20 protein-coding genes are annotated in these 20,226 nt (G+C 38.5%); 11 read left to right on the top strand and 9 right to left on the bottom strand.

Annotated elements, in window-relative coordinates; translation table 11 throughout:
* Positions 1-105 precede the first annotated feature (105 nt).
* The 3 genes from F3H00_RS05600 (at position 106) to F3H00_RS05590 (ending at position 4,707) form a co-directional block, all read left to right on the top strand.
* A complete protein-coding gene (locus tag F3H00_RS05600) occupies positions 106-1,251 on the top strand; it encodes a toxin-antitoxin system YwqK family antitoxin (protein WP_148799044.1) in 1,146 nt (381 codons plus the stop codon).
* A 324-nt stretch (positions 1,252-1,575) separates the two neighbouring features.
* Positions 1,576-2,970 carry a C4-dicarboxylate transporter DcuC gene (gene dcuC / locus F3H00_RS05595; protein ID WP_148799042.1) on the top strand — a complete coding sequence of 465 codons (1,395 nt, stop codon included), beginning with the start codon at positions 1,576-1,578 and terminating at the stop codon, positions 2,968-2,970.
* Positions 2,971-2,979: 9 nt separating this feature from the next.
* Positions 2,980-4,707, top strand: coding sequence for a gluzincin family metallopeptidase (locus tag F3H00_RS05590; protein ID WP_148799040.1), 1,728 nt, complete (start codon positions 2,980-2,982; stop codon positions 4,705-4,707).
* 9 nt (positions 4,708-4,716) lie between these two features.
* Here the strand turns inward: F3H00_RS05590 and F3H00_RS05585 are convergent, their stop codons facing one another.
* The 9 genes from F3H00_RS05585 to F3H00_RS05545 all read right to left on the bottom strand — a co-directional run bounded on the left by F3H00_RS05585 (position 4,717) and on the right by F3H00_RS05545 (position 11,966).
* Positions 4,717-5,139, bottom strand: a complete 423-nt coding sequence (locus F3H00_RS05585) for a threonylcarbamoyl-AMP synthase (RefSeq protein WP_021091590.1) — start codon at positions 5,137-5,139, stop codon at positions 4,717-4,719.
* Positions 5,136-6,023 (bottom strand): DMT family transporter, encoded by an 888-nt coding sequence (locus F3H00_RS05580; protein WP_148799038.1) that lies wholly within the window; start codon positions 6,021-6,023, stop codon positions 5,136-5,138. Before F3H00_RS05580 ends, F3H00_RS05585 begins: the two co-directional genes overlap by 4 nt.
* Positions 6,024-6,028: 5 nt before the next feature.
* Complete coding sequence (locus tag F3H00_RS05575; RefSeq protein WP_107785399.1) at positions 6,029-6,706, bottom strand: DUF799 domain-containing protein; 678 nt, start codon at positions 6,704-6,706, stop codon at positions 6,029-6,031.
* Positions 6,696-7,100, bottom strand: a complete 405-nt coding sequence (locus F3H00_RS05570; RefSeq protein ID WP_148799035.1) for a DUF4810 domain-containing protein — start codon at positions 7,098-7,100, stop codon at positions 6,696-6,698. The genes F3H00_RS05575 and F3H00_RS05570 overlap by 11 nt, the downstream gene beginning before the upstream one ends.
* Positions 7,085-7,753 (bottom strand): CsgG/HfaB family protein, encoded by a 669-nt coding sequence (locus F3H00_RS05565; RefSeq protein WP_148799033.1) that lies wholly within the window; start codon positions 7,751-7,753, stop codon positions 7,085-7,087. The genes F3H00_RS05570 and F3H00_RS05565 overlap by 16 nt, the downstream gene beginning before the upstream one ends.
* Positions 7,754-7,800: 47 nt before the next feature.
* Complete coding sequence (locus F3H00_RS05560) at positions 7,801-9,159, bottom strand: MATE family efflux transporter (RefSeq protein WP_148799031.1); 1,359 nt, start codon at positions 9,157-9,159, stop codon at positions 7,801-7,803.
* A 77-nt stretch (positions 9,160-9,236) separates the two neighbouring features.
* Positions 9,237-10,568 carry an acetyl-CoA carboxylase biotin carboxylase subunit gene (locus F3H00_RS05555; protein WP_149703764.1) on the bottom strand — a complete coding sequence of 444 codons (1,332 nt, stop codon included), beginning with the start codon at positions 10,566-10,568 and terminating at the stop codon, positions 9,237-9,239.
* Positions 10,568-11,014, bottom strand: coding sequence for an acetyl-CoA carboxylase biotin carboxyl carrier protein (gene accB, locus F3H00_RS05550; protein ID WP_021091650.1), 447 nt, complete (start codon positions 11,012-11,014; stop codon positions 10,568-10,570). Before accB ends, F3H00_RS05555 begins: the two co-directional genes overlap by 1 nt.
* 109 nt (positions 11,015-11,123) lie before the next feature.
* A complete protein-coding gene (locus F3H00_RS05545; RefSeq protein ID WP_107775495.1) occupies positions 11,124-11,966 on the bottom strand; it encodes a DUF3737 family protein in 843 nt (280 codons plus the stop codon).
* A 119-nt stretch (positions 11,967-12,085) separates the two neighbouring features.
* On the opposite strand from F3H00_RS05545, the gene dcd reads away from it, so the two are divergent.
* The 8 genes from dcd to F3H00_RS05505 all read left to right on the top strand — a co-directional run bounded on the left by dcd (position 12,086) and on the right by F3H00_RS05505 (position 20,019).
* Positions 12,086-12,646 carry a dCTP deaminase gene (gene dcd, locus F3H00_RS05540; protein ID WP_021091674.1) on the top strand — a complete coding sequence of 187 codons (561 nt, stop codon included), beginning with the start codon at positions 12,086-12,088 and terminating at the stop codon, positions 12,644-12,646.
* 216 nt (positions 12,647-12,862) lie between these two features.
* Positions 12,863-13,858: a UDP-N-acetylglucosamine 4,6-dehydratase (inverting) gene (gene pseB / locus F3H00_RS05535; RefSeq protein WP_148799027.1), complete on the top strand. Its 996-nt coding sequence runs from the start codon at positions 12,863-12,865 to the stop codon at positions 13,856-13,858.
* Positions 13,855-14,967, top strand: coding sequence for a UDP-4-amino-4,6-dideoxy-N-acetyl-beta-L-altrosamine transaminase (gene pseC / locus F3H00_RS05530; RefSeq protein WP_148799025.1), 1,113 nt, complete (start codon positions 13,855-13,857; stop codon positions 14,965-14,967). The genes pseB and pseC overlap by 4 nt, the downstream gene beginning before the upstream one ends.
* A 2-nt stretch (positions 14,968-14,969) precedes the next feature.
* A complete protein-coding gene (gene pseF / locus F3H00_RS05525; RefSeq protein WP_148799023.1) occupies positions 14,970-15,650 on the top strand; it encodes a pseudaminic acid cytidylyltransferase in 681 nt (226 codons plus the stop codon).
* On the top strand, positions 15,651-16,523 hold the full coding sequence (gene pseG / locus F3H00_RS05520) for a UDP-2,4-diacetamido-2,4,6-trideoxy-beta-L-altropyranose hydrolase (RefSeq protein ID WP_148799020.1): 873 nt from the start codon (positions 15,651-15,653) through the stop codon (positions 16,521-16,523). It abuts the gene before it with no gap.
* Entirely contained in the window at positions 16,508-16,966 is a 459-nt protein-coding gene (gene pseH, locus F3H00_RS05515; protein WP_148799018.1) for a UDP-4-amino-4,6-dideoxy-N-acetyl-beta-L-altrosamine N-acetyltransferase, read from the top strand. The genes pseG and pseH overlap by 16 nt, the downstream gene beginning before the upstream one ends.
* 3 nt (positions 16,967-16,969) lie before the next feature.
* Positions 16,970-18,001, top strand: a complete 1,032-nt coding sequence (gene pseI / locus F3H00_RS05510; RefSeq protein WP_148799016.1) for a pseudaminic acid synthase — start codon at positions 16,970-16,972, stop codon at positions 17,999-18,001.
* Positions 17,998-20,019, top strand: coding sequence for a motility associated factor glycosyltransferase family protein (locus tag F3H00_RS05505; protein WP_148799014.1), 2,022 nt, complete (start codon positions 17,998-18,000; stop codon positions 20,017-20,019). The genes pseI and F3H00_RS05505 overlap by 4 nt, the downstream gene beginning before the upstream one ends.
* Positions 20,020-20,226 lie beyond the last annotated feature (207 nt).

Genomic DNA, 20,226 nt, shown 5'->3' with positions numbered 1-20,226 from the left:
TTTGATGTGAGCCTTCAAATTTAACTCATCCGAAATAACCGTGCCTTCACCTTAAATTTAATTTCAAATTTTAAAATTACCTAAATCAAACAAAGCAGGAGAACCATGAAAATCCTAAAATTTCTATTTTTACTTCCGCTTCTAGCCGTCGGAGCGCAGGCATTAGAGCCAAAAATCGTAATGAAGCCCGAAGCGAGCCTAAAAAACGGGCTTTACTACGTAAAAGGCAAGCCCTACGACGGCACGTTAAAGATGCTTCGTTACAGCGTCGAGGACCTATATGACGTAAATGCGATGGGCATTGTCTATCCGAGGCTAAAGCCTCTGCCACCCACGCTTATACGCGAGATAGATGTGCAGGGCGGTGCGGCGGTGCGATATCGAGACTATTTTGACGGTAGGGACAAGCCCTCAAACGAATATCCCCTAAAAAACGGCGTCCGCGAGGGCATGGCGAAGCACTATCACGCAGATAGCGGCGCGCTGATGGGCGAGAGCGAATACAAAAACGGCGTCCGCGACGGGCGCTACCGCCGCTACTATTTTGACGAGGGGGGCGCGTTAAAGCAGGAGGGCACCTACAAGGCGGACAGGCGAGAGGGCGTATTTACCGACTATTACGTTAGCGGCGAGGTTAGCGCACGCAGCCCCTATGTCGGAGGACTGCGAAACGGCGAGGACTTCGACTATTACAAAAGCGGCAAGATCCGCGGCGTGCGAACGTATAAGGACGGCAAGCGAGAAGGCACGGAAAAATGGTACTATGAAAGCGGCGCCGTGGAGGAGACGGGCGAATACAAAAACGACCGCAAAAACGGCGTTTGGAAGCGATATTACCAAAACGGTAAAACGCGCGTGGTAGAAAACTATAAAGACGGCGAAAAGGACGGCGTCGCGCGCGAATACTACCCAAGCGGCAAGCTCAGAGGCGAATACGAGTATAAAGACGGCCGCCAAACAGGCGCGGGGCTGGACTACTACGAGAGCGGGGCGCTGGCTGCAAAAGTGATGTTTAAAAACGGGCGCTATCACGGGCTATACGAGGAGTATCACGAAAACGGCAAGCTAAAAGCCAGGGTGATGTTTGAGGACGGGCTGGAGGTCGGCACGGCGAAACACTACTACGCAAACGGAATGCTCGAAGCCGAGGGCGAATTTGAGCGCGGCAGGCTCATCCGCGCCAAAAAATACGACGAATCGGGTAGGCTAATCAGCGATAAGTCTGATAAAAACGGACTGCCGAGGGAGTAAATACTAAAATAAGTTGCTACTGGCATTATTTGAATATTCACCAAACCAAATATTTACATCCTTTTATATTTTGCATATTTTGATTGGCTTTAAACAACACTACAATAGTCGTACTTAATATTAAAATTTTTATATTTATCTTTTGCATCTTAGCCATAAAAGTAGCAATCTCATTTATAAAATTAATAATATTTTTATAAATAAAAGCGAAATTTCAATATAACAAGTAGTATAATTGCAAGCATATAAATATTATTTTTTATATTTTAAGTGTATTTTTGATTTTTGTATTCTGGTTTTTAAATATCTTAATAAGGAGCAAAAATGCATACTCTTGGTCTAATCATAGCTCTACTTACGCTTTTTGTCGTAGGCTGGGCGATTTTAAAAGGCAAATACGCCACTTTCGTGCTTTTACTATCTGGTGTTATCATGCTTGTCTCTTCGGTCATTCTTGATACGGGAAAATTTTTACCAGAAAAGGTAAAGAGCACTGGAAATTCCTTACTGGATGTAGTTGAGTTTATCCGCTATATGCTCTCAAATAATTTTTCACAACTTGGACTTTTAATCATGTTAATGGTCGGTTTTGCAAGTTATATGACCCATATTGGAGCAAATCAAACCTTTGTGGGCATCGCCACAAAAAGGTTTAAAGCCATAAAAAGCCCATATTTTATGATATTCATAGCTTTTTGCGTAGCAAAACTTATAAGCATGGTAATAACCAGCGCAGTTGGACTTGGCGTGCTTTGTCTTGCACTTCTTGGACCAGTTCTTATATCACTAGGACTAAATAAACTAAGCGTTGGTAGTATTTGTGCGATGAGCGGAGCTAGCTCAATGGTACTTCTTGGCTCATCGACAGCTGCTGCTGCAAAAGCAACTGAACTTGAGGTGCTTGATTATGTTTTTATCTATAAAATTCCAGCGGCTCTTCCAACTGTGCTCGTGATCGGCATTGCATTAGTTCTTTGGAATAGATACTTAGACAAAAAAGAAGGTTGGGTTTGTAGCGAGCATATAGGAGAGAGTATTAGTTTTGACGATAAGGTGGATGTTCCAAAAGAGCAAGCACCTATGATCTATGCTCTTTTACCATTTTTACCGATGATTTTAGTAGTAGTTTTTTCGCCATATTGTTTAAAAACTATAAAACTAAACATATCAAGCGTCATAATCCTTTCTATGATAATTGCTATGGTTTTTGAAGCATTTAGACATAAATTTAGCTTTGAAAAGCTTGGTGAAGGGCTAAAAGTATTTTTTAATGCCATGGCAAAAAGCTTGAGCGGTGTTGTTATGCTAGTTGTAGCAGCTGGTATATTTGCTGAGGGTTTTAAGGCTCTTGGCATGCTTGATGCTATTGTAAATTTGGCAAAAAGCATAGGCTTTGGAGGGCTTGGCATGTCTATACTTTTTGTATTTATAACAACCATCGTTACAATCATAGCTGGCTCAAATGGTGCAAGCTTTTATCCGCTTTTAAACATGGTGCCAAATATAGCTAAGAGCTTAAACATCAACTCTGTTATGCTCGTGCTTCCTATGCATCAAGCCTCCACAATAGCTAGACCACTTTCACCTGTCTCTGGTGTAGTGGTAGCCATTTCAGGCATGCTTCACATTAGCCCGCTTTCGCTCATTAAAAGATGTAGCGTGCCAGCTATTTTAGGTCTTATAAGCCACCATATATTTGTATTTTTACTATCATTTTAAGGAGAAAATATGAGATGGAGCTTTGATGATTCTTATATAGATTTTAATAGCGAAATTTTTACCTCATCGTTTGAAAATCTAAAAGCACAAAATGAAAATTTGGTTAAATTTTTAAACAATAGCGAGCTTACCAAAGCTATCATCTCATACGAAGAAGCATACAAAGAAGCAACTAGCCTACTCGCATTTTGTCGTTGCAAAAGTAGTGATAATACAAAAGATGAGCTAGCTAGTAAATTTGAGCTAAAAATAAAAGAGCAAAAAGCTAAACTTGATACGGCAAAGGAGATACTTTTTGATAAATTTGATAGCCTAAAAAATGATGATAAATTTTTTCAAAGCACTCAATTTAAACATATAAAATTTCTATATTTAGAGCATAAAAATAGCAAGAGCAAAATACGAAAAAAGAGCGAAAGAGACTTTTTTGCAAATTTAGCGCTCACAAATTTTTTTCCACTTTTTGCAAATTTTAGACATCTAAATAATTTAATAAATATCTCTGCTACCAATAAAAATGCAAATACACAAAGCTATAATCTTGCAAAATGTATGGGTATATTAAAAGGATCAGATGATGAAATTTTACGCAAAAATGTGTTTGATGCTCTGAGTTCTCGCTATGATAAATTTTCCGATCTTTATCTTGATATCTTAAATATGCTTCATGGATTTAGACTGGCTAAATTTAAGGCAGCAAAAGTTGATTTTTTAACTCCAAGCCTTGAAGAAAATAAAATGAGCCTTGACACTTTAAATGCCATGCAAGAAGCCATTAGCAAAAGAGTGGAAAAAATAAGAGAATGCGTAAGAGTAAGAGCTAGCTTTTTAGGTGGCAAAAGTATGAGAAGTTGCGATCTTTTGGCACCTTATCCACTTAGCAAACACAGTAAAATTTCTCATGATGAGGCTATTAAAATCATCAAAAAAGCATTAAAACCACTGGGCGAAGATAGTTTTATAAAGCTTATGATAGACAAACACTGGATAGAAAGCGATGTACGAGAAAATAAAGCTGGCGGAGCATTTTTTGTGAGTTTGCCAAAATTTAAGCAACCAAGAATTTTTACCACCTACATGAATACTCTTTCGCACTTAATCCAGCAAGCTCATGAGCTTGGGCATGCTTGGCACTACTATTTGATGCGTGATCTTCCGGTTTTAAGCGCAAACTTTCCAATGAGCTTAGCCGAGAGCGCGAGTACATTTAATGAGACTCTTTTACGAAATGAACTAAAAAAAGATGACTCACTTAGGGTAGAAATTTTATGGCAGGAGCTAAAAAGTGCTGCAAATTTTTTACTACACATAAGCGTTAGATACGAGTTTGAAACTAGCTTTTTAAGACTACGACAAAAAGGTCAAGTCAGCAAAAAAGATGCAAGCGATCTTTTAAAACAAGCTTGGGATAAATTTTATAAAGATAGTACGAGCGATGTTGAAGAATTTTTGCCATATTTTAAGCCACATTTTTATAAAACAGACAACTATATCTACAACTATCCTTATAGCGTCGGTTATCTGCTATCACAATTTTTTCTAAGTGAGTTTAAAAAAGATGAAGCAAAATTTTGCAAAATTTATAAACAATTTTTAATAGAGTGTGGTACAAAAAGCGTGGAAGAGCTAATGAAAAAACACTTTAAAAAAGATACGACAAAGTGCGAATTTTGGCTGATTGGCATAGATGAAGCGCTAAAAAATTTAGATGAGTTTAAAAAGGTAGTGGCTGTATAAATTTACTAGTTATCTTAAACGTTTTATTTTTTTTCGAGAAATTTTATAAATTTTTGATGGAGCATCTTCGAAAAAATGATCATCTACTATTTCATCAGCCACGCTCATAGCCCAAGCTTCATTAAAATTTTGCCCATTTTTGTTCGCACTACTTGAATAAAGCCAGTCAAATTTAGCTAAAAATTTTTCGTGCTCGCACTCTTTTACGACTCTAATAGCCTTTAAATTTGGATACAAAAATGTGGCTTTCCTTGAACGGCGTATAAAATTTTTATATTTTTTTGGCACTCTAACAAGCTCATTTAAAACGCTAAATTTTGCCGTCGTGATAAGGCAAGGTTTATTTTCATCACGCATTTTGGCCTTATTTATCTCTTTATAATCTTTACTCAAAAAGCCAGCTGTCGTATCAGTTTGTGCTAGAAATATCATATTTTTTCTCTTTTTGATAGTAAAAATATACAAGAGATTATTAGAGCAAATCCTAAAAAATCCCAAAATACAAATTTTGTTCCAAGCCAAAAGTAGCCAAAAAATGCTGCGCTTAGTGGCTCTATGCAGGCTAATAAACTAGCTTTTGCTGCGCCTATTAGCTTAACACCTATCATATAAAAGCTAAATGCAAAAATGGTGCCAAGCGCAATAACAGCAATAAATGCCAGCCATTGATTTATACCATTAAGCCCAGCAAAATCCCAAACTCTCATATAGCAAGCAAGCACTATTCCGCCCATAACCATGCCCCAGCCAAGCGTGAGAGTGACTGAATATTTAGCATTTAGCCTTGCTGGAGCAAGATTATAAACACAAACGCAAATGGCACTCACCAAGCACCAAAATAGCGCTTTTGGCGAAATGACAAGAGATGAAATTTGAGCATGTGTGCTTAGGAAAAATACGCCAAGCATCGCGCAAAGCAGAGCTAAAATTTCAAGTGGTCTTGGTGCTCGCTTCTCTTTTAGGCAGATGACGGCTAGGATGAGAACTGGCGCAGTGTATTGAATAACAGTCGCAACTGCGGCATTTGAAAGCTCAATGGAGTAAAAATAAGCGTACTGCGTCATCATAAGCCCAAGCAGGGCATAGACTAAAAACTCGCCAAGTAGCTTTATATCTTTAATCGGAGCAAAAACGGTACTTGGTTCTTTAAAAGCATAAAAAATCACAATAACAATGCCAGCTAGCATCAGTCTATATGGCACCAAAAGATCAGAATTTATACCAAGTGAAAATAGATACTGCCCACAAACCCCACTAAATCCCCAAAGGATACCGCCAACTAAAGTAAGGAGTATCCCAAGACGATGAGTATTCATTAAATTTATCTATCTTTATGAAGCTGTGCATCTTTGCCATAATACGGCGAATATGGTCCATAAAGTATGCAGTTATGGCAATCTCTTGAAAATAAATAAGCATCTGCCATTACTGCTAGATCGTATGATCTATCTGAGATGGTATTTGCCACCTGTGAGATGACGGCTGAGACTAACATGCCAAGTAGGCTGCTTTGGCCACTGCTGCTATCTTCTGCTGCCATAGCACTGCCTTGCCAAAGAGTAGCGCCACTTTTTATATCGATAAGCTTTGCTTCAAGGACAACCTTTGTTGAGCTTGAGATGACTGCATAGCTCGTACCATAATCTTTTATATTGATGTAAAGCACACTATCAGCATGGAAAATTTTATCAAGCTTATTTAGTGGCACGGCTGCGATCTCGCTTGGCTCGGTTATGCCATTTAGCTTAAAGGTATCATTTACAAGAGCTACTGGAAATACGTAGTATCCCGCCTCACTTAATGGTGCGACTGCATTTGCTAAAACAGCAGCTGGACCTGAAATTTCTGTGCTATCGTTTGTTGGCATAAGTACCAAGATAGAGTGAGGTCTTTTTTGTAAAAATTCTGAGTAGTCGTATGGCTCAGGCTCTTTTATAGAGCAGCCCGTAAAAAATACTGCTAAAAATGCAAAGGCTATAAATTTCAGGCTATTTTTCATTATTTGCTCCCTCTTTTTGCTCTACTTTTTTTGGAGTCAAATTTTTAGAGCCTTTGATGAAATTTATATACTCCCTTGACTCTGGGAAATTCTCTACTTCTTTGTCAAAATTTGCATTTGCAGCGCCTAAATTTCCGTTATTTAAGTATAAAAGTCCAAGGTGTGCGTATACGCCAGGAGCGATCTTATAGCCCTTTTGTATTGATATCTGCGCCAAATTTTCTAAGCGTGAAATTTGCTCGTTTGTATCGCCCTCTTCATTTAGATAACTATATAGCGAGCTACTATATGATCCATCCCAATAATAAAGCGACTTTGGAGCACTTGAGTGGCTGCAACCCGCTAAAAATAGCGCAAAAAGCGCGAGGCCGGCAAGCCTTATTTTACTTGCCATGCTCCACTTTCTATGCCATTTACGAGATTATTTACCGCTTCAATAATAGCTAGGCTTAAAACCTTGCCATTTAGCGTAGAGTCGTATCCTGCTGTGCCACCAAAGCCTATGATCTCTCTGTTTGAAAGGGTGTATTCGCCAGCGCCGCTAACTGAATAGACAACCTCAGCCGTTTTGGTATCAACGATATTTAAATTTACCTTTGAATAGGCGGTTTGTTGCTTACCTTTGCCAAGTATGCCAAATAGCTGATGATCACCAGTAGTTTTTCGTCCAAACTCGGTCACATCACCAGTTATCACGTATCTTGCACCTTTTAGATTTTGAGCAGTTTTACTTAGCTCACTCTCTTGTTTGATCACCTTCATATTTGATCTATCAAGCACTAAAAACCTGCCACTTTGCTGTAAATTTGTGATTAAAATGCTTTGAGCTTGGTTACCAAGCCTATCTTCACCATCAGCAAATACACCATTTTGGTAAGCTGATTGATTATTAAATCGACCTATCGAAACCGAAATTTTTTGACCATTGTAAACTGTGCCGTAGCTTGCCACTTTTGGAGTCTCGACAACCCTTGAGCTCTCACTCGCGCATCCAGCAAAAAGAGTTGCCGTAAGCAAAACCGCACCAAATTTAAATATATTTTTCATTTTTTATCCTTTGCGACAAAATCGCTTGTATATTACTAAATTTCTTTTTAAATAGCTTTAAATTTCATCCATGTGCCTTTTAAGTATCTAATAGTAAAAAGCACCGCCTTTACAGCCCAGTCAGCAAACATTGCAAACCAAGTACCTATCATGCCAAGATCAAATGTGAGTGCAAAGATATAGGCCAAGATGACTCTACAAGCAAACATACAAACTAAATTTACAATCATCGGATATTTAGCATCCCCTGCAGCACGAAAAACGGTCGGATATGTGTAGGCAAGTGGCCAAATAAGACACATAGCTATACCGTGATACCAGACGATCTGTCTTGTTAAATTTATAGCTTCTTCCGAGAGATTATAAACAAGAAGCAATGGCTCAAGTAAAAGCAAAATTACTGCCGTGCTAAAAAGCTGCACGATATAGATGCTTATCATCGATTTTTTTACGTAAAATTTAGCCTGAGCAAAGTCGTTTGCGCCAACGCACCTTGAGATAACTACACTAAGTCCTGTGCCTATCGCCATGCCAGGGAGCACTTGAAACATCACGATCGTCCCTCCCACGGCATTTGCAGCGATACTTGCCGTGCCAAAAAGTGAAACAAGGCTCAAAACGATGATGCGACCCACATAAAACATCGAATTTTCAAAGCCATAAGGTACACCGATATTTAAAATTTTCTTGATGATCTCGTAGTCAAATTTATAGATAAAGCTCTTTCTTATGTGAAGTTTTAGCCTTATATCAAGAAGCAAATAGACTATAACAAAGCAAGCAAGCATCTTGGCTATAAGCGTACTGATGGCAATACCTAAAATACCAGTATGAAATGTATAAATATTAATGGCAGTTAGAAGTACGTTTAATAAATTTGCAGCCGCCATAATATACATAGGAAGCTTGGCATTTGACATTGTGCGAAAGATCGCCGCAGCTGCTGCATAGACAGCCAAAAATGGCGCAGAAATAGCTGAGAAAACAAGATAGTGACTAGCATCATGCCTTACTTGCTCACCAATATCGCCAAAGACATAATCTAGGATAATATCTTTTAAAACTATGATGACCGCTGCGATAAAAAGGGCAAAGATAAAACTAAACCATACGAGCTGATTTGCTGTGATTTTGGCGTTGCCACTTTGTTTATTGCCTAGATACTGGCTAGCAACCACTGAGCCGCCAGTAGCGATAGCTGTAAAAATGCTAATAAATAGCGCCATGACAAATTCCACAAGACTAATCGCACTTACAGCGCTTTCACTAACACTTGCTGCCATTAGCGAGTTTGCAAGCCCTAGGCTATACTCTAAAAACTGCTCAACCGCAATAGGGAAAAATAGCTTTGCAAGGTCGGCATTTGAGAAAAATTTTGTATTTTGATCTTTGATTTTGTTTACCATGCTTCCCCTAAGATAAACTTAAAAAATTTTAATATTTAAGCCAAGATCTGCTTTTTGCAAATCCTGACTTAAAAATTTTAGTGTCTTGAAAGATAATTTGTATCGTAGTTATTGCTTAAAAAGTCTTTATTTTCCATCATGGCGATGTGAAAATCTTTTGTTGTTTTTATGCCATTTATTATGAGCTGATCAAGAGCTACTTTCATCTTATGGATCGCCCTATTTCTGTCGGTGTCCCAAACTACGAGTTTGCCGATCATGCTATCGTAATACGGCGGTATAGAATAATCTTGATAGATATGGCTATCCATTCTTACATTGCGGCCACCTGGGCAGACATATTTTGTGATCTTGCCAGGACACGGCGTAAATGTATTTGGATCTTCAGCTGTTATCCTACACTCGATCGCATGACCTTTTAGCTCGATGCTCTCTTGTGATGGTAGTGCCTCGCCTTCAGCCACTTTTATCATAAGCTCGATGATATCAAGTCCGCTTACCATCTCACTCACTGTGTGCTCAACTTGAAGTCTTGTATTCATCTCGATGAAGTAAAAGTCCAAATTTTTATCAACCAAAAACTCAAACGTACCAGCTCCCTCGTAACCAATCGCTTTTGCCGCTTTTATGGCTGTTTCGTGAAGTCTCTCTCTTGTCTTTTCATCAAGCAAAATAGCTGGGCTTTCTTCAATCAGCTTTTGGTGGCGACGCTGCATCGAGCAGTCACGCTCGCCGATGTGAAGTACATTGCCATGGCTATCGCCAATTACTTGAACTTCGATGTGGCGTGGGTTTAGGATATATTTTTCCATATACATTGTGCCATCGCCAAATGCACTCATCGCCTCGCTCTCAGCAGACCAAAATGCTTTTTCTAAATCAGCCTCTTTTTCAACCACGCGCATACCACGTCCGCCACCACCTGCAGCAGCCTTTAAGATGACTGGATAGCCTATCTTTTTAGCTAGCTCTTTTGCTGCTTTTGTATCAGCCACAGCGCCGTCTGAGCCAGGTATGACTGGTACGCCAGCTCTTTGCATGACTTGTTTTGCCTTACTTTTATCACTCATCAAAGCCATTGCAGCGACACTTGGTCCTATAAATTTGATCTTGTGATGTGAGCAAATTTCAACAAAATTTTGATTTTCACTTAAAAAGCCATAACCAGGAAAAATAGCGTCTGCTTCGCTGATCTCAGCTGTACTTATGATAGCTGGGATATTTAGATAGCTGTCACTTGAGCGCTCTTTACCGATGCAAATAGCTACGTCGGCATATTTTACGTAAAGTGCGTCTTTATCAGCGGTTGAATAGACTACAACGGCTTCTTTACCCATCTCCTTTATCGTTCGCAAAGCACGAAGAGCGATCTCGCCTCGGTTTGCGATTAAAATTCTTTTTAATTCCATTAATTTTTCTCCACGCCAAATAACGGCAATCCAAACTCAACTGGCTGTCCGTCAGAGACTAGCATCTCAGTGATCTGGCAGTCAAACTCAGCCTCGATCTCGTTCATTATCTTCATAGCCTCGATGATACCTACTACATCGCCTTTTCTTACTCTTTGACCTACTTTTACAAATGGAGCGGCACCTGGGCTTGGAGCAGCATAGAAAGTACCTACCATAGGAGATTTTATGCTATCTTTTGGCGAGTTTGTGGCTGGTTTTACCTCTGAATTAACGACTACATTTACAGGTGCTGGAGCTGGTGCTTGTGCTGCTGGTTTAGCAGGCGCGCAATAATCTGAAAATTTTTCAAGCTCTACCTCAAAATCACCACTTTTTATTTTGATATGATTCATCTCCATATCATTAAAAAATTCGATAAGCTCTTTTATATCTTCTTTTTTCATAGAAATTTCTCCTAAATTTTTATATAAGCGTCTAATTGTAGCGAAAATTAGATAAAAAATTTTTTTATGAAGCAAAAACGAGAACTCAAAGTTACTCTTTTTTGCTAAGTTATTTTTCAGTAATAATTATTTTAATTCCTTTAGTATCAACTAAATTTTCATCGATGATGATCTCATCTATCTTTGCTGCCCTTATTGCGCCACTTTTTGGATTTTTTATGCTTTTTATCGCTCCGCTTGTGCTTACATCGACACTTGAATATTCAAACGCAAGACTCGTATCCATAAAAATGCAATCTTTTACGACCAAATTTTCCACGTAACAAAGTGCTTGCAAGCTCTTTATCGTGCAGTTTATGAGCGTCACATTTTTTGAGTTCCAAGCCAGATATTCACCTGAGATTAGGCAGTTTTGCGCGGTCACGTTTTCGCAGTTCCAAAAAGCATCTTTTGAGATAAGTTTTGAGTTTGTGATATGGACATTTTTACAACTATCAAAGCAGTAGTTGCCATCAAGATTTAGCCCTTCTATCTCCAAATTTTCGCTATTTGCCCCGAAGTAATCGCCTTTTGCAAAAACATTTTTTATCTTCACATCCGTGCATCCCCAAAGTGTTTCACTAGCATCTGAAAAATTTATATTTTCTAGCGAAATTTGCGAGCTTTTTCTAAAGCTTTTTGGAGCGTTGATGAGCGCGCCTTTGAAGCTTAAATTTGCACTGTACCACATGCCAGCTCTTGCTAGAGGCTCCAAGTATCCGCCATTTAGCGTGATATCATTTGCGTACCAAAGTGGATATTTGTAGGCAAAAACGCACTCATTTAGCTTTAAATTTGAGCTGTGTTTTAGCGGCGACTCGCCATCTTCAAAGATACAGTTTGTAAAATTTACACTTTTTGCCCCAAACATCGCACGCTCGCCAGTAAAAATTTCTGCATTTTTCTCTTGCATTTTTGTCCTTTATTAATTTTTGCTGTTAAAATTATACTAATTTTCATCTAATTTATTCGCTTTATTAAATTTACTTTAAAGACGCAAAGCGTTATAATCGCCCAAAAAAGGAGCAAAAAATGGGTTTAAAGTCAGACTCTTGGATAAGAAAAATGTCGGTTGAGAAAAATATGATAGTGCCGTTTGCCGAGGAGCAAGTCGGACGCGGCGTGGTTAGCTACGGAGTGTCTAGCTACGGCTACGACATCCGCGTGGGCGACGAGTTTAAAATCTTTACGAATATCGGCGGTACCGTGGTCGATCCAAAAAATTTCGACGAAAAAAACGTGGTGGATTTTAAGGGCGACGTCTGCATCGTGCCACCAAATTCTTTTGCTCTAGCGCGCACGATCGAGTACTTTAACATGCCTGATAATGTGCTAGCGATCTGCCTTGGCAAAAGCACATATGCAAGGTGCGGTATCATCGTAAACGTCACACCTTTTGAGCCCGGATTTAAGGGGCATATCACGATAGAGATCTCAAACACGACGCCACTTCCTGCGAAGATCTACGCAAATGAGGGCATCGCGCAGGTGTTATTTATCGAGGGTGATGAGCCTTGCGAGGTGACTTATGCTGATAAAAATGGCAAATACCAAGCGCAAGAGGGCATCACTTTGCCTAGGATTTTGAAGTAGTTTTTAGCCTTTGCGACCTTGCAAAGGTAAAATTTAAACGCTGCTTTTATAATTTTCTCTAAACATTAATTAAAATTTGACGAAATAGAATCTAGAAAGATAAAAAATTTTTTAATAAATTTTAAAAATTTGGCATAGCTTTTGCTTAAATTTTTATAAAATACAATTTAGATTTAGCTATTTATACCCCAAAAATAGTTAGTAAAGGGCGCAATAATGTTTAATGATAAATCAATACTAATCACCGGCGGAACAGGAAGTTTTGGTAAAAAATACACCGAAATTTTGTTAAAAAAATACAATCCAAGAAGGCTAGTTATCTACTCACGCGACGAGCTAAAGCAATACGAAATGGCTCAAGTCTTTAAAGATAAAGCGATGCGTTTTTTCATCGGCGATGTGAGGGACTATAAGCGCTTAAGAACCGCGATGAGTGGTATAGACTACGTCATTCACGCAGCTGCGATGAAACACGTACCAATCGCAGAATATAACCCAATGGAGTGCATAAAAACAAACATAGATGGCGCTCAAAACGTCATCGACGCCTCTTTGGAGTGTGGCGTTAGTAAGGTCATCGCTCTCTCAACCGATAAAGCTTGCAATCCTGTAAATTTGTATGGAGCCACAAAGCTAGCAAGCGATAAGCTCTTTGTTGCTGCAAATAATATTGTTGGGGATAAAAAGACAAGATTTAGCGTCGTAAGATATGGAAACGTCGTTGGCTCTCGTGGCTCAGTCGTACCACTCTTTAAAAAACTGATCGCGCAAGGCGAAAAAGAGCTTCCTATTACACATGAGAAGATGACAAGATTTTGGATCACGCTTGAGCAAGGTGTAAATTTCGTCCTTAAAAACTTTGAGAGGATGAAAGGCGGCGAAATTTTCATACCAAAGATCCCGTCAATGACGATGGTCGATCTCGCAAAAGCCCTTGCACCAGATCTTGGCGTCAAGATCATAGGCATTCGCCCAGGAGAAAAGATGCACGAGATGATGATCTCAAGAGATGACGCGCATCTTACATACGAATTTGATGATTACTATGTTATTAGTCCGTCTATCCAGTTTTTAACAGCGCAAGACTTCTCGACAAATGCTCTCCATCAAAAGGGCAAACCAGTGAGCGAGGACTTTGAATATAGCTCAAATACAAATAAAATTTGGCTCGATAGAGCAGGCCTTCTTGAGATGATAGGAGATGCTAAATGATACCTTACAGCCGTCAGCAGATCACAGAAGAGGATATCAAGGTAGTAGCAGATGCGCTAAGAGACGACATCTTAACAGGTGGCCAAAAGGTCGGTAAATTTGAAGAGGAGCTAGCAAGCTATGTTGGCGTAAAGCATGTTGTCGTCATGAACTCAGCCACTTCGGCTCTGCACGTAGCCTATCTAAGCCTAGGCGTAAAGGATGGCGATGAAGTGATCACGACGCCCATCACCTTTGCAGCCACTGCAAATGCGGCTTTGATGGCAGGAGTGCAGGTTAAATTTTGCGATGTTAAGATGGATGGCAATATCGATGAAGAGAAAATTCCAGCTCTTATCACGCCAAAGACAAAGGTTATAACTGCGGTTGATTACGGTGGCAACCCAGTGGAACTAGATAAGATCATAAATTTAGCTAAAAAACACGGCATAAAAGTGATAGACGACGCCTCTCACGCCCTTGGTAGCGTGCAAAATGGCGTAAAAGTGGGCGTTAAGGCTGATATTAGCATATTTAGCTTTCACCCTGTAAAGCCTATCACCACGCTTGAAGGCGGCGCGATTGCTACAAACGACGATGAGCTAGCAAGGCTAGCAAGGCTATATAGAAGCCACGGCATCGCTAAAACAAAGCTTTGGGATAGCGACATGAGCTTGCTTGGATACAACTACAGGATCACAGACGTGGCCTGCGCTTTGGGACTTAGCCAGCTAAAAAGACTGGACGACTTTATCGCTAAAAGAAATGAGATAGCTAAATTTTATGATGAGAAATTTAGCGAATGTGAATATTTTAAAACTATAAAGATCCCAGCAAATACAACTAGCTCAAGGCACCTATATCCGGTGCTTTTGGATGAGAAATTTTGGGATAAAAAAGAACAAATTTTTGAAGCACTTTTGCAAAAAGGCGTTGGTGTGCAGGTGCATTACAAGCCAACATATAAATTTAGTTTTTACAAAGCGCTTCTTGGCGAAATTTCACTACCAAATGCGGAGAAATTTTATAGCGCCGAGCTTAGCATCCCTTGCCATCACGGCATGAGCGTGGATGATGCTAAATTTGTTGCAAGCACGCTTCTTGATGTGCTAAAAAGCTTTAGCGAGTAAAAATGATCTGTATCATCCCAGCAAGAGGTGGCAGCAAGAGAATACCTGGCAAAAACATCAAAGACTTTTTAGGCAAGCCCTTAATCGCATATAGCATCGAGGCTGCGCTAAATTCTAAAGTTTTTAGCGAAGTGATCGTAAGCACCGATGACGAAATGATCGCAAATGTGGCTAGAGAATTTGGAGCTATCGTGCCATTTTTTAGAGATGCGAGCCTAAGCGATGACTACGCGACAAGCACTGACGTGATAAAAGACGCTATAAGGCGCATAAATTCTAGCTTTAGTGACGTCTGCTGCCTTTATGCTACAGCACCGCTTATAACGGCTGAAATTTTAAAAGAGGCCGCAGGAGAGTTTAAAAAGCAGGAGTGTAAATTTTTATTTTCAGCGACTGCGTTTGATTTCCCTATACAAAGGGCGATAAAGCTTGACGAAAACGCTAGAGTTAGCATGTTTTATCCGCAGTTTGAAAAGACACGCTCACAAGATCTTGAGCCTGCGTTTCATGACGCTGGGGCATTTTATTTTGGTAAAAAAGAGGCTTGGCTGGAGTGTAGTGCCTTGTTTGCGCCACACTCAAAGGCATATTTATTGCCAAGAAATTTAGTCTGCGATATTGATACACTAGAGGATTTTGAGTTTGCTAAGAAGCTTTATTTGATAAATAATGGAAAGATTTGATTGAAAGAATTTAAAGGACTCCCCCTGCTAAAAACGCTCGTGCGTGCTGATAGTAGCAGCAAGATAGGGCATGGGCACATTAGGCGAGACCTTTTGCTTGCTAAAAAATTTAACGACATCTCATTTGCATCTTTGAGGCTAGATGGTGACATTTTTGATGAGATAAACTACTCTAAATTTAGCTTAACAAGTGGCGAGATAGATGAGCTTTGCGAGCTTATAAAAGATAATAAATTTGAACTTCTCATCATCGATCACTACGGCTTTAGCTTTGAAGACGAAAGAGCTATAAAAGAAAAAACTGGCATTAAAATTTTATCATTTGACGACACTTACGAAAAACATTTTGCAGACTACATATTAAATGTAAATTTGTATGCGCAAAAGGCAAGATATGAGGGGCTGGTAGAAAAAAGCTGTGAGGTATTTTGCGGAAGCGAGTTTTTGCTAGTTAGAGATGAGTTTTATGAAGAAGCGCAGGTAAAAAGGGAGAAAATTTACGACTATGCTATCATTCTTGGAGGCACTGATATCTCAGGGCTAAGTGCTAAAATTTCAGAAAAATTGCTTCTTAAAAAGCTAAAAACAGCCGTCATAACAACTAGCGGAAATAAAAACTTAAGCGCACTAAAAGAGCTATCAAGCAAGAGCGAAAATTTTAGTCTTTTTGTAGATAGTAAAAATGTAGCAAGGCTGATGAACGAAGCTAAAATGCTCATCATAACAGCAAGCTCACTTGTAAATGAAGCTTATGTTTTAGGGGCTAAATTTAAAGCCATTTGCGTAGCGGATAATCAAAAAGAGATCTTTGCTTGGCTAAAAGAAAATGGGTATGAAGCTTACTGGGGAGATGAAATTTGCTTGAGCTTATAAATTTTACCTCGCTTAGTGACGAGCAAAAGCTGATGATCTTAAAGTGGCGAAACGACGAGTGTATAGCCAAATTTATGAAAAACAAAAGTGTTGACAAAGAGGAGCATTTTGCTTTTTTAGAGAGATTAAAGAGCATTCAAGATAAGATCTATTTTCTAGTAAAGGACGAAAACGAATTTATCGGAGTGATAAGCTTTGTTGATATCACGAAAGAAAGTTGTGAATTTGGTGTTTATAAAAATCCAGAATTAAAAGGTGTGGGCAAAAAGTTGCTTGATCTTATAAAAAACTACGCATTTTTTACGCTAAAGGTTGGCTCGCTAAAGGCAAAAGCTTATAATAACAACGAAAAAGCGCTCGCACTTTATAAAAATTTTGGCTTTAGGATCTATGCAAAAGATGGTGAATTTAGCTATCTTGAGCTTAAAAATAAAACGGACTAACGGATGAAAATAGGAAATTTTGATACAGACAAAAAGGTCTTTATAATAGCAGAGCTCTCCGCTAATCACAGCGGCAGCATAAAAACGGCAGTAGATACGATAAAGGCAGCCAAGCGCGCTGGAGCTGACGCGATAAAGCTTCAGACATATACGCCTGATAGTTTGACTCTAAATTCGCACCTAGACGACTTTGTCATAAAGGGCGGACTTTGGGATGGGAGAAATTTTTACGAGCTTTACCAAGAGGCGCTAACGCCAAAAGAGTGGCACGCCGAACTTTTTAAAGTAGCAGAAGAAGAAGGACTTGTCTGCTTTTCAAGTCCATTTTGCAAGGACGACGCCAACTTCTTAGAGCAGTTTAACCCGCCAGCTTACAAGATCGCAAGTTTTGAGGTAACGGACTATGATTTTGTAGAGTTTATAGCTAAAAAAGGCAAGCCCATTATCATCTCAACTGGCATAGCCTATGAAGAAGAGATAAGAGATGTGGTGCAAATTTGTAAAAATGCAGGCAATAGCGATATTGCTCTTTTAAAGTGTACTTCAAGCTACCCAGCACCGCTAAATGGCATGAATTTACAAACGATAGCTGATATGAGAGAGAAATTTGGCGTAGAGGTCGGCTTTTCAGATCACACTTTAGGTGTGACAGCCCCGGTAGTGGCGGTTAGCCTGGGTGCTAGGATAATTGAAAAACACTTTATACTTGATAAAAGCGTAAAAAGCGTTGATAGCGCATTTAGCCTTGATGAGAGCGAATTTGCCCTTATGACAAAATGCGTTAGAGAGGCTGAGGAGCTTTTAGGCAAAGCAACCTACGAGCTAGACGAAAAAGCGGTTTTAAACAGGAGATTTTCACGCTCACTTTATGCAAGCAAAGATATAAAAAAAGGTGAAATTTTTAGTGAGCAAAATGTAAGGAGCGTGCGCCCAGGATATGGTCTGCATCCTAAATTTTTAAAAGAACTGATCGGAAGGTCAGCAAAAAGAGATATAAAATTTAGCGAAAGAGTAACAAAAGAGGATTTAATATGAATAGTAAAAACAATAAATTACCTAGTAAAAAGACTAACCTGCCTAAAGATAACGGAGCGAATACTCAAAATCCTATCTTTCAAAAAAATCTTCAAGCACTATTTCAGCAAGATGAAATTCTAGCAGCTAGACTTTGGTCTATTGCGGGTAATGAAGACTATGAAATTTTTATAGGAAAAGATCCCATTGATATAAATTTAATAAACAAGCATACTTTTAAATATATCTATGAAAATCCTGGAGCAGACATTTTAAAGCTACTTGAAGATATAGAAAGTGACTATAAACGTTATCCGATACTATTTTTTTATGGACTAGGCAATGGTGTGCTCTATAAAGCACTAGCAAAAAATGAAACGCACCAAAAAATAGTAGTCATAGAGCCAGAGATCGAGATCATATATCTTGTTTTAAATGTTATTGATCTATCAAGCGAACTAGAAAGTGGGCGGATAATACTTTTTTATTCAAAATTTGCAACCTATACACATTTTTATTATCTGGTTACAGAAGCAAAACTAAACTCATATGCAAAAACCTATGATAATCTTATGATTCATATGCCTTTTTATGATCAATTTGAAGAGGACTACATAAGAATAAACAAAGAGATTACAAGAGCATTTTCTCAAATAGTAGTTGCTCACGGCAATAGCATAGACGATCTTTTATTAGGCACAAGACAAAATTGTGAAAATTTAGTGCCCATGATTAGCAATTATTGCTACACAAGTCTTGTTAAAAAAAGATATGGTCTTATGGATACAGCTATAATTGTATCAACTGGCCCAAGCCTAGATAAACAGCTTAATACACTTAAAAAATTTGCTCCATATGTTACCATTATAAGCGTTGATGCTTCTTATCCAATCCTTGCAAGACATGATATCAAGCCTGATTATGTAATGTCGATTGAAAGAATAGAGCCAACTTCTAGTTTTTTTGAAAAAAAGTATCCAAATATTGATGACAATATACACTTTATTGTTGCCTCAGTTACACACAAGCAAACTATTAAAAATATCTTGCCAAGAAAACTAGTACTAACCATGAGACCTCAACAAGAGGAGTATATGTTTGGTCTAAAAAGATATGGATATTTGGGCGTGGGACATAGTTGCGCAAACATGGCCTACCAGCTAGCCTATGTCTTAGGACATAAAAATATCGTTTTCATAGGACAGGATCTAGCTTTTGGTAAAGATGGAGCGAGCCATGCAAAAGGTCACGCTTTTGCACAAGCGGATGAAAATATATTTGTTAAAGCTTATGGTGGAGAGGGAGAGGTTAAAACAACATATGTTTGGACTCTATTTAAAAACCAGTTTGAAAATGACATCGCCCAATCAAGCTTAGAGAATATAAAATCATATAACTGTACCGAAGGTGGTGCTAGAATAGAAGGAACTATAGAAAGGCCGTTTTTAGAAGTAATGCATGAGCTTTGCAAAGACAAAGAGATTAAAAAACTGCCTAATATAAAAAAAGATAGTGAAACGACGGTAAATAAAAACCTTTTAAAAGCCTATAAAGTCATACTTGCAAAAATAAAAGCTCAAAGTGAAGTCAAACAACAAATAGAAAAAGTCTTTTTGGAGGTGGTGCCTAGCATAGATAAATTGCTTGAGCTCAATAAAGAAAATAAAACAGAAAAAAAGCACTTTGATGAGCTTCTTAAAATAACAAAAAAGATAGATAAGCTAAAAGATGTAATCGCAAAACGTAATTATCAAAAATATGTAGATAATATATTGCAAATTTCAGTTTATTATCAAGAACTTGAGCTTGCAAAAATTTCTGTAGCGCCAAGTGACACGACCATCCAAAAAACCAACAAACTTCTTATGTGGGTAAATATGCACAAGTACTGGATGTTCTCCGCAGCTGGCGGCCTAAATGCTGATATTGAAGTTACTAAAAAAGCTTCAAAAACTCTTGTTGCTGAGCTTAAAAAAAGAAAACTAATAACTAAAAATGAGATAGGAAAAGCAAAAGAAAATTTTATACTGAGTATATAAACTAATTTGTAAGTAGAATTATTTTACTTACAGTCTTTTTATTTGGCTTACTAGTTTTAGTAAGCCTCTGTCACGATTATAAATTTATAACACAACCCATTATTAAACCATTAGAGCAAAGACAAAATAGATACATTACTATTTATTTTTAGTAGATAAAGCCCCAAAGTTAGACTTTGGGGCGTGGGTTTGCGTATTGTAAAAGCA

The organism is Campylobacter concisus (genome assembly GCF_902460845.1).
Lineage (GTDB): Bacteria > Campylobacterota > Campylobacteria > Campylobacterales > Campylobacteraceae > Campylobacter_A > Campylobacter_A concisus_X.
This window is presented reverse-complemented; position numbering and strand designations above follow the sequence as displayed.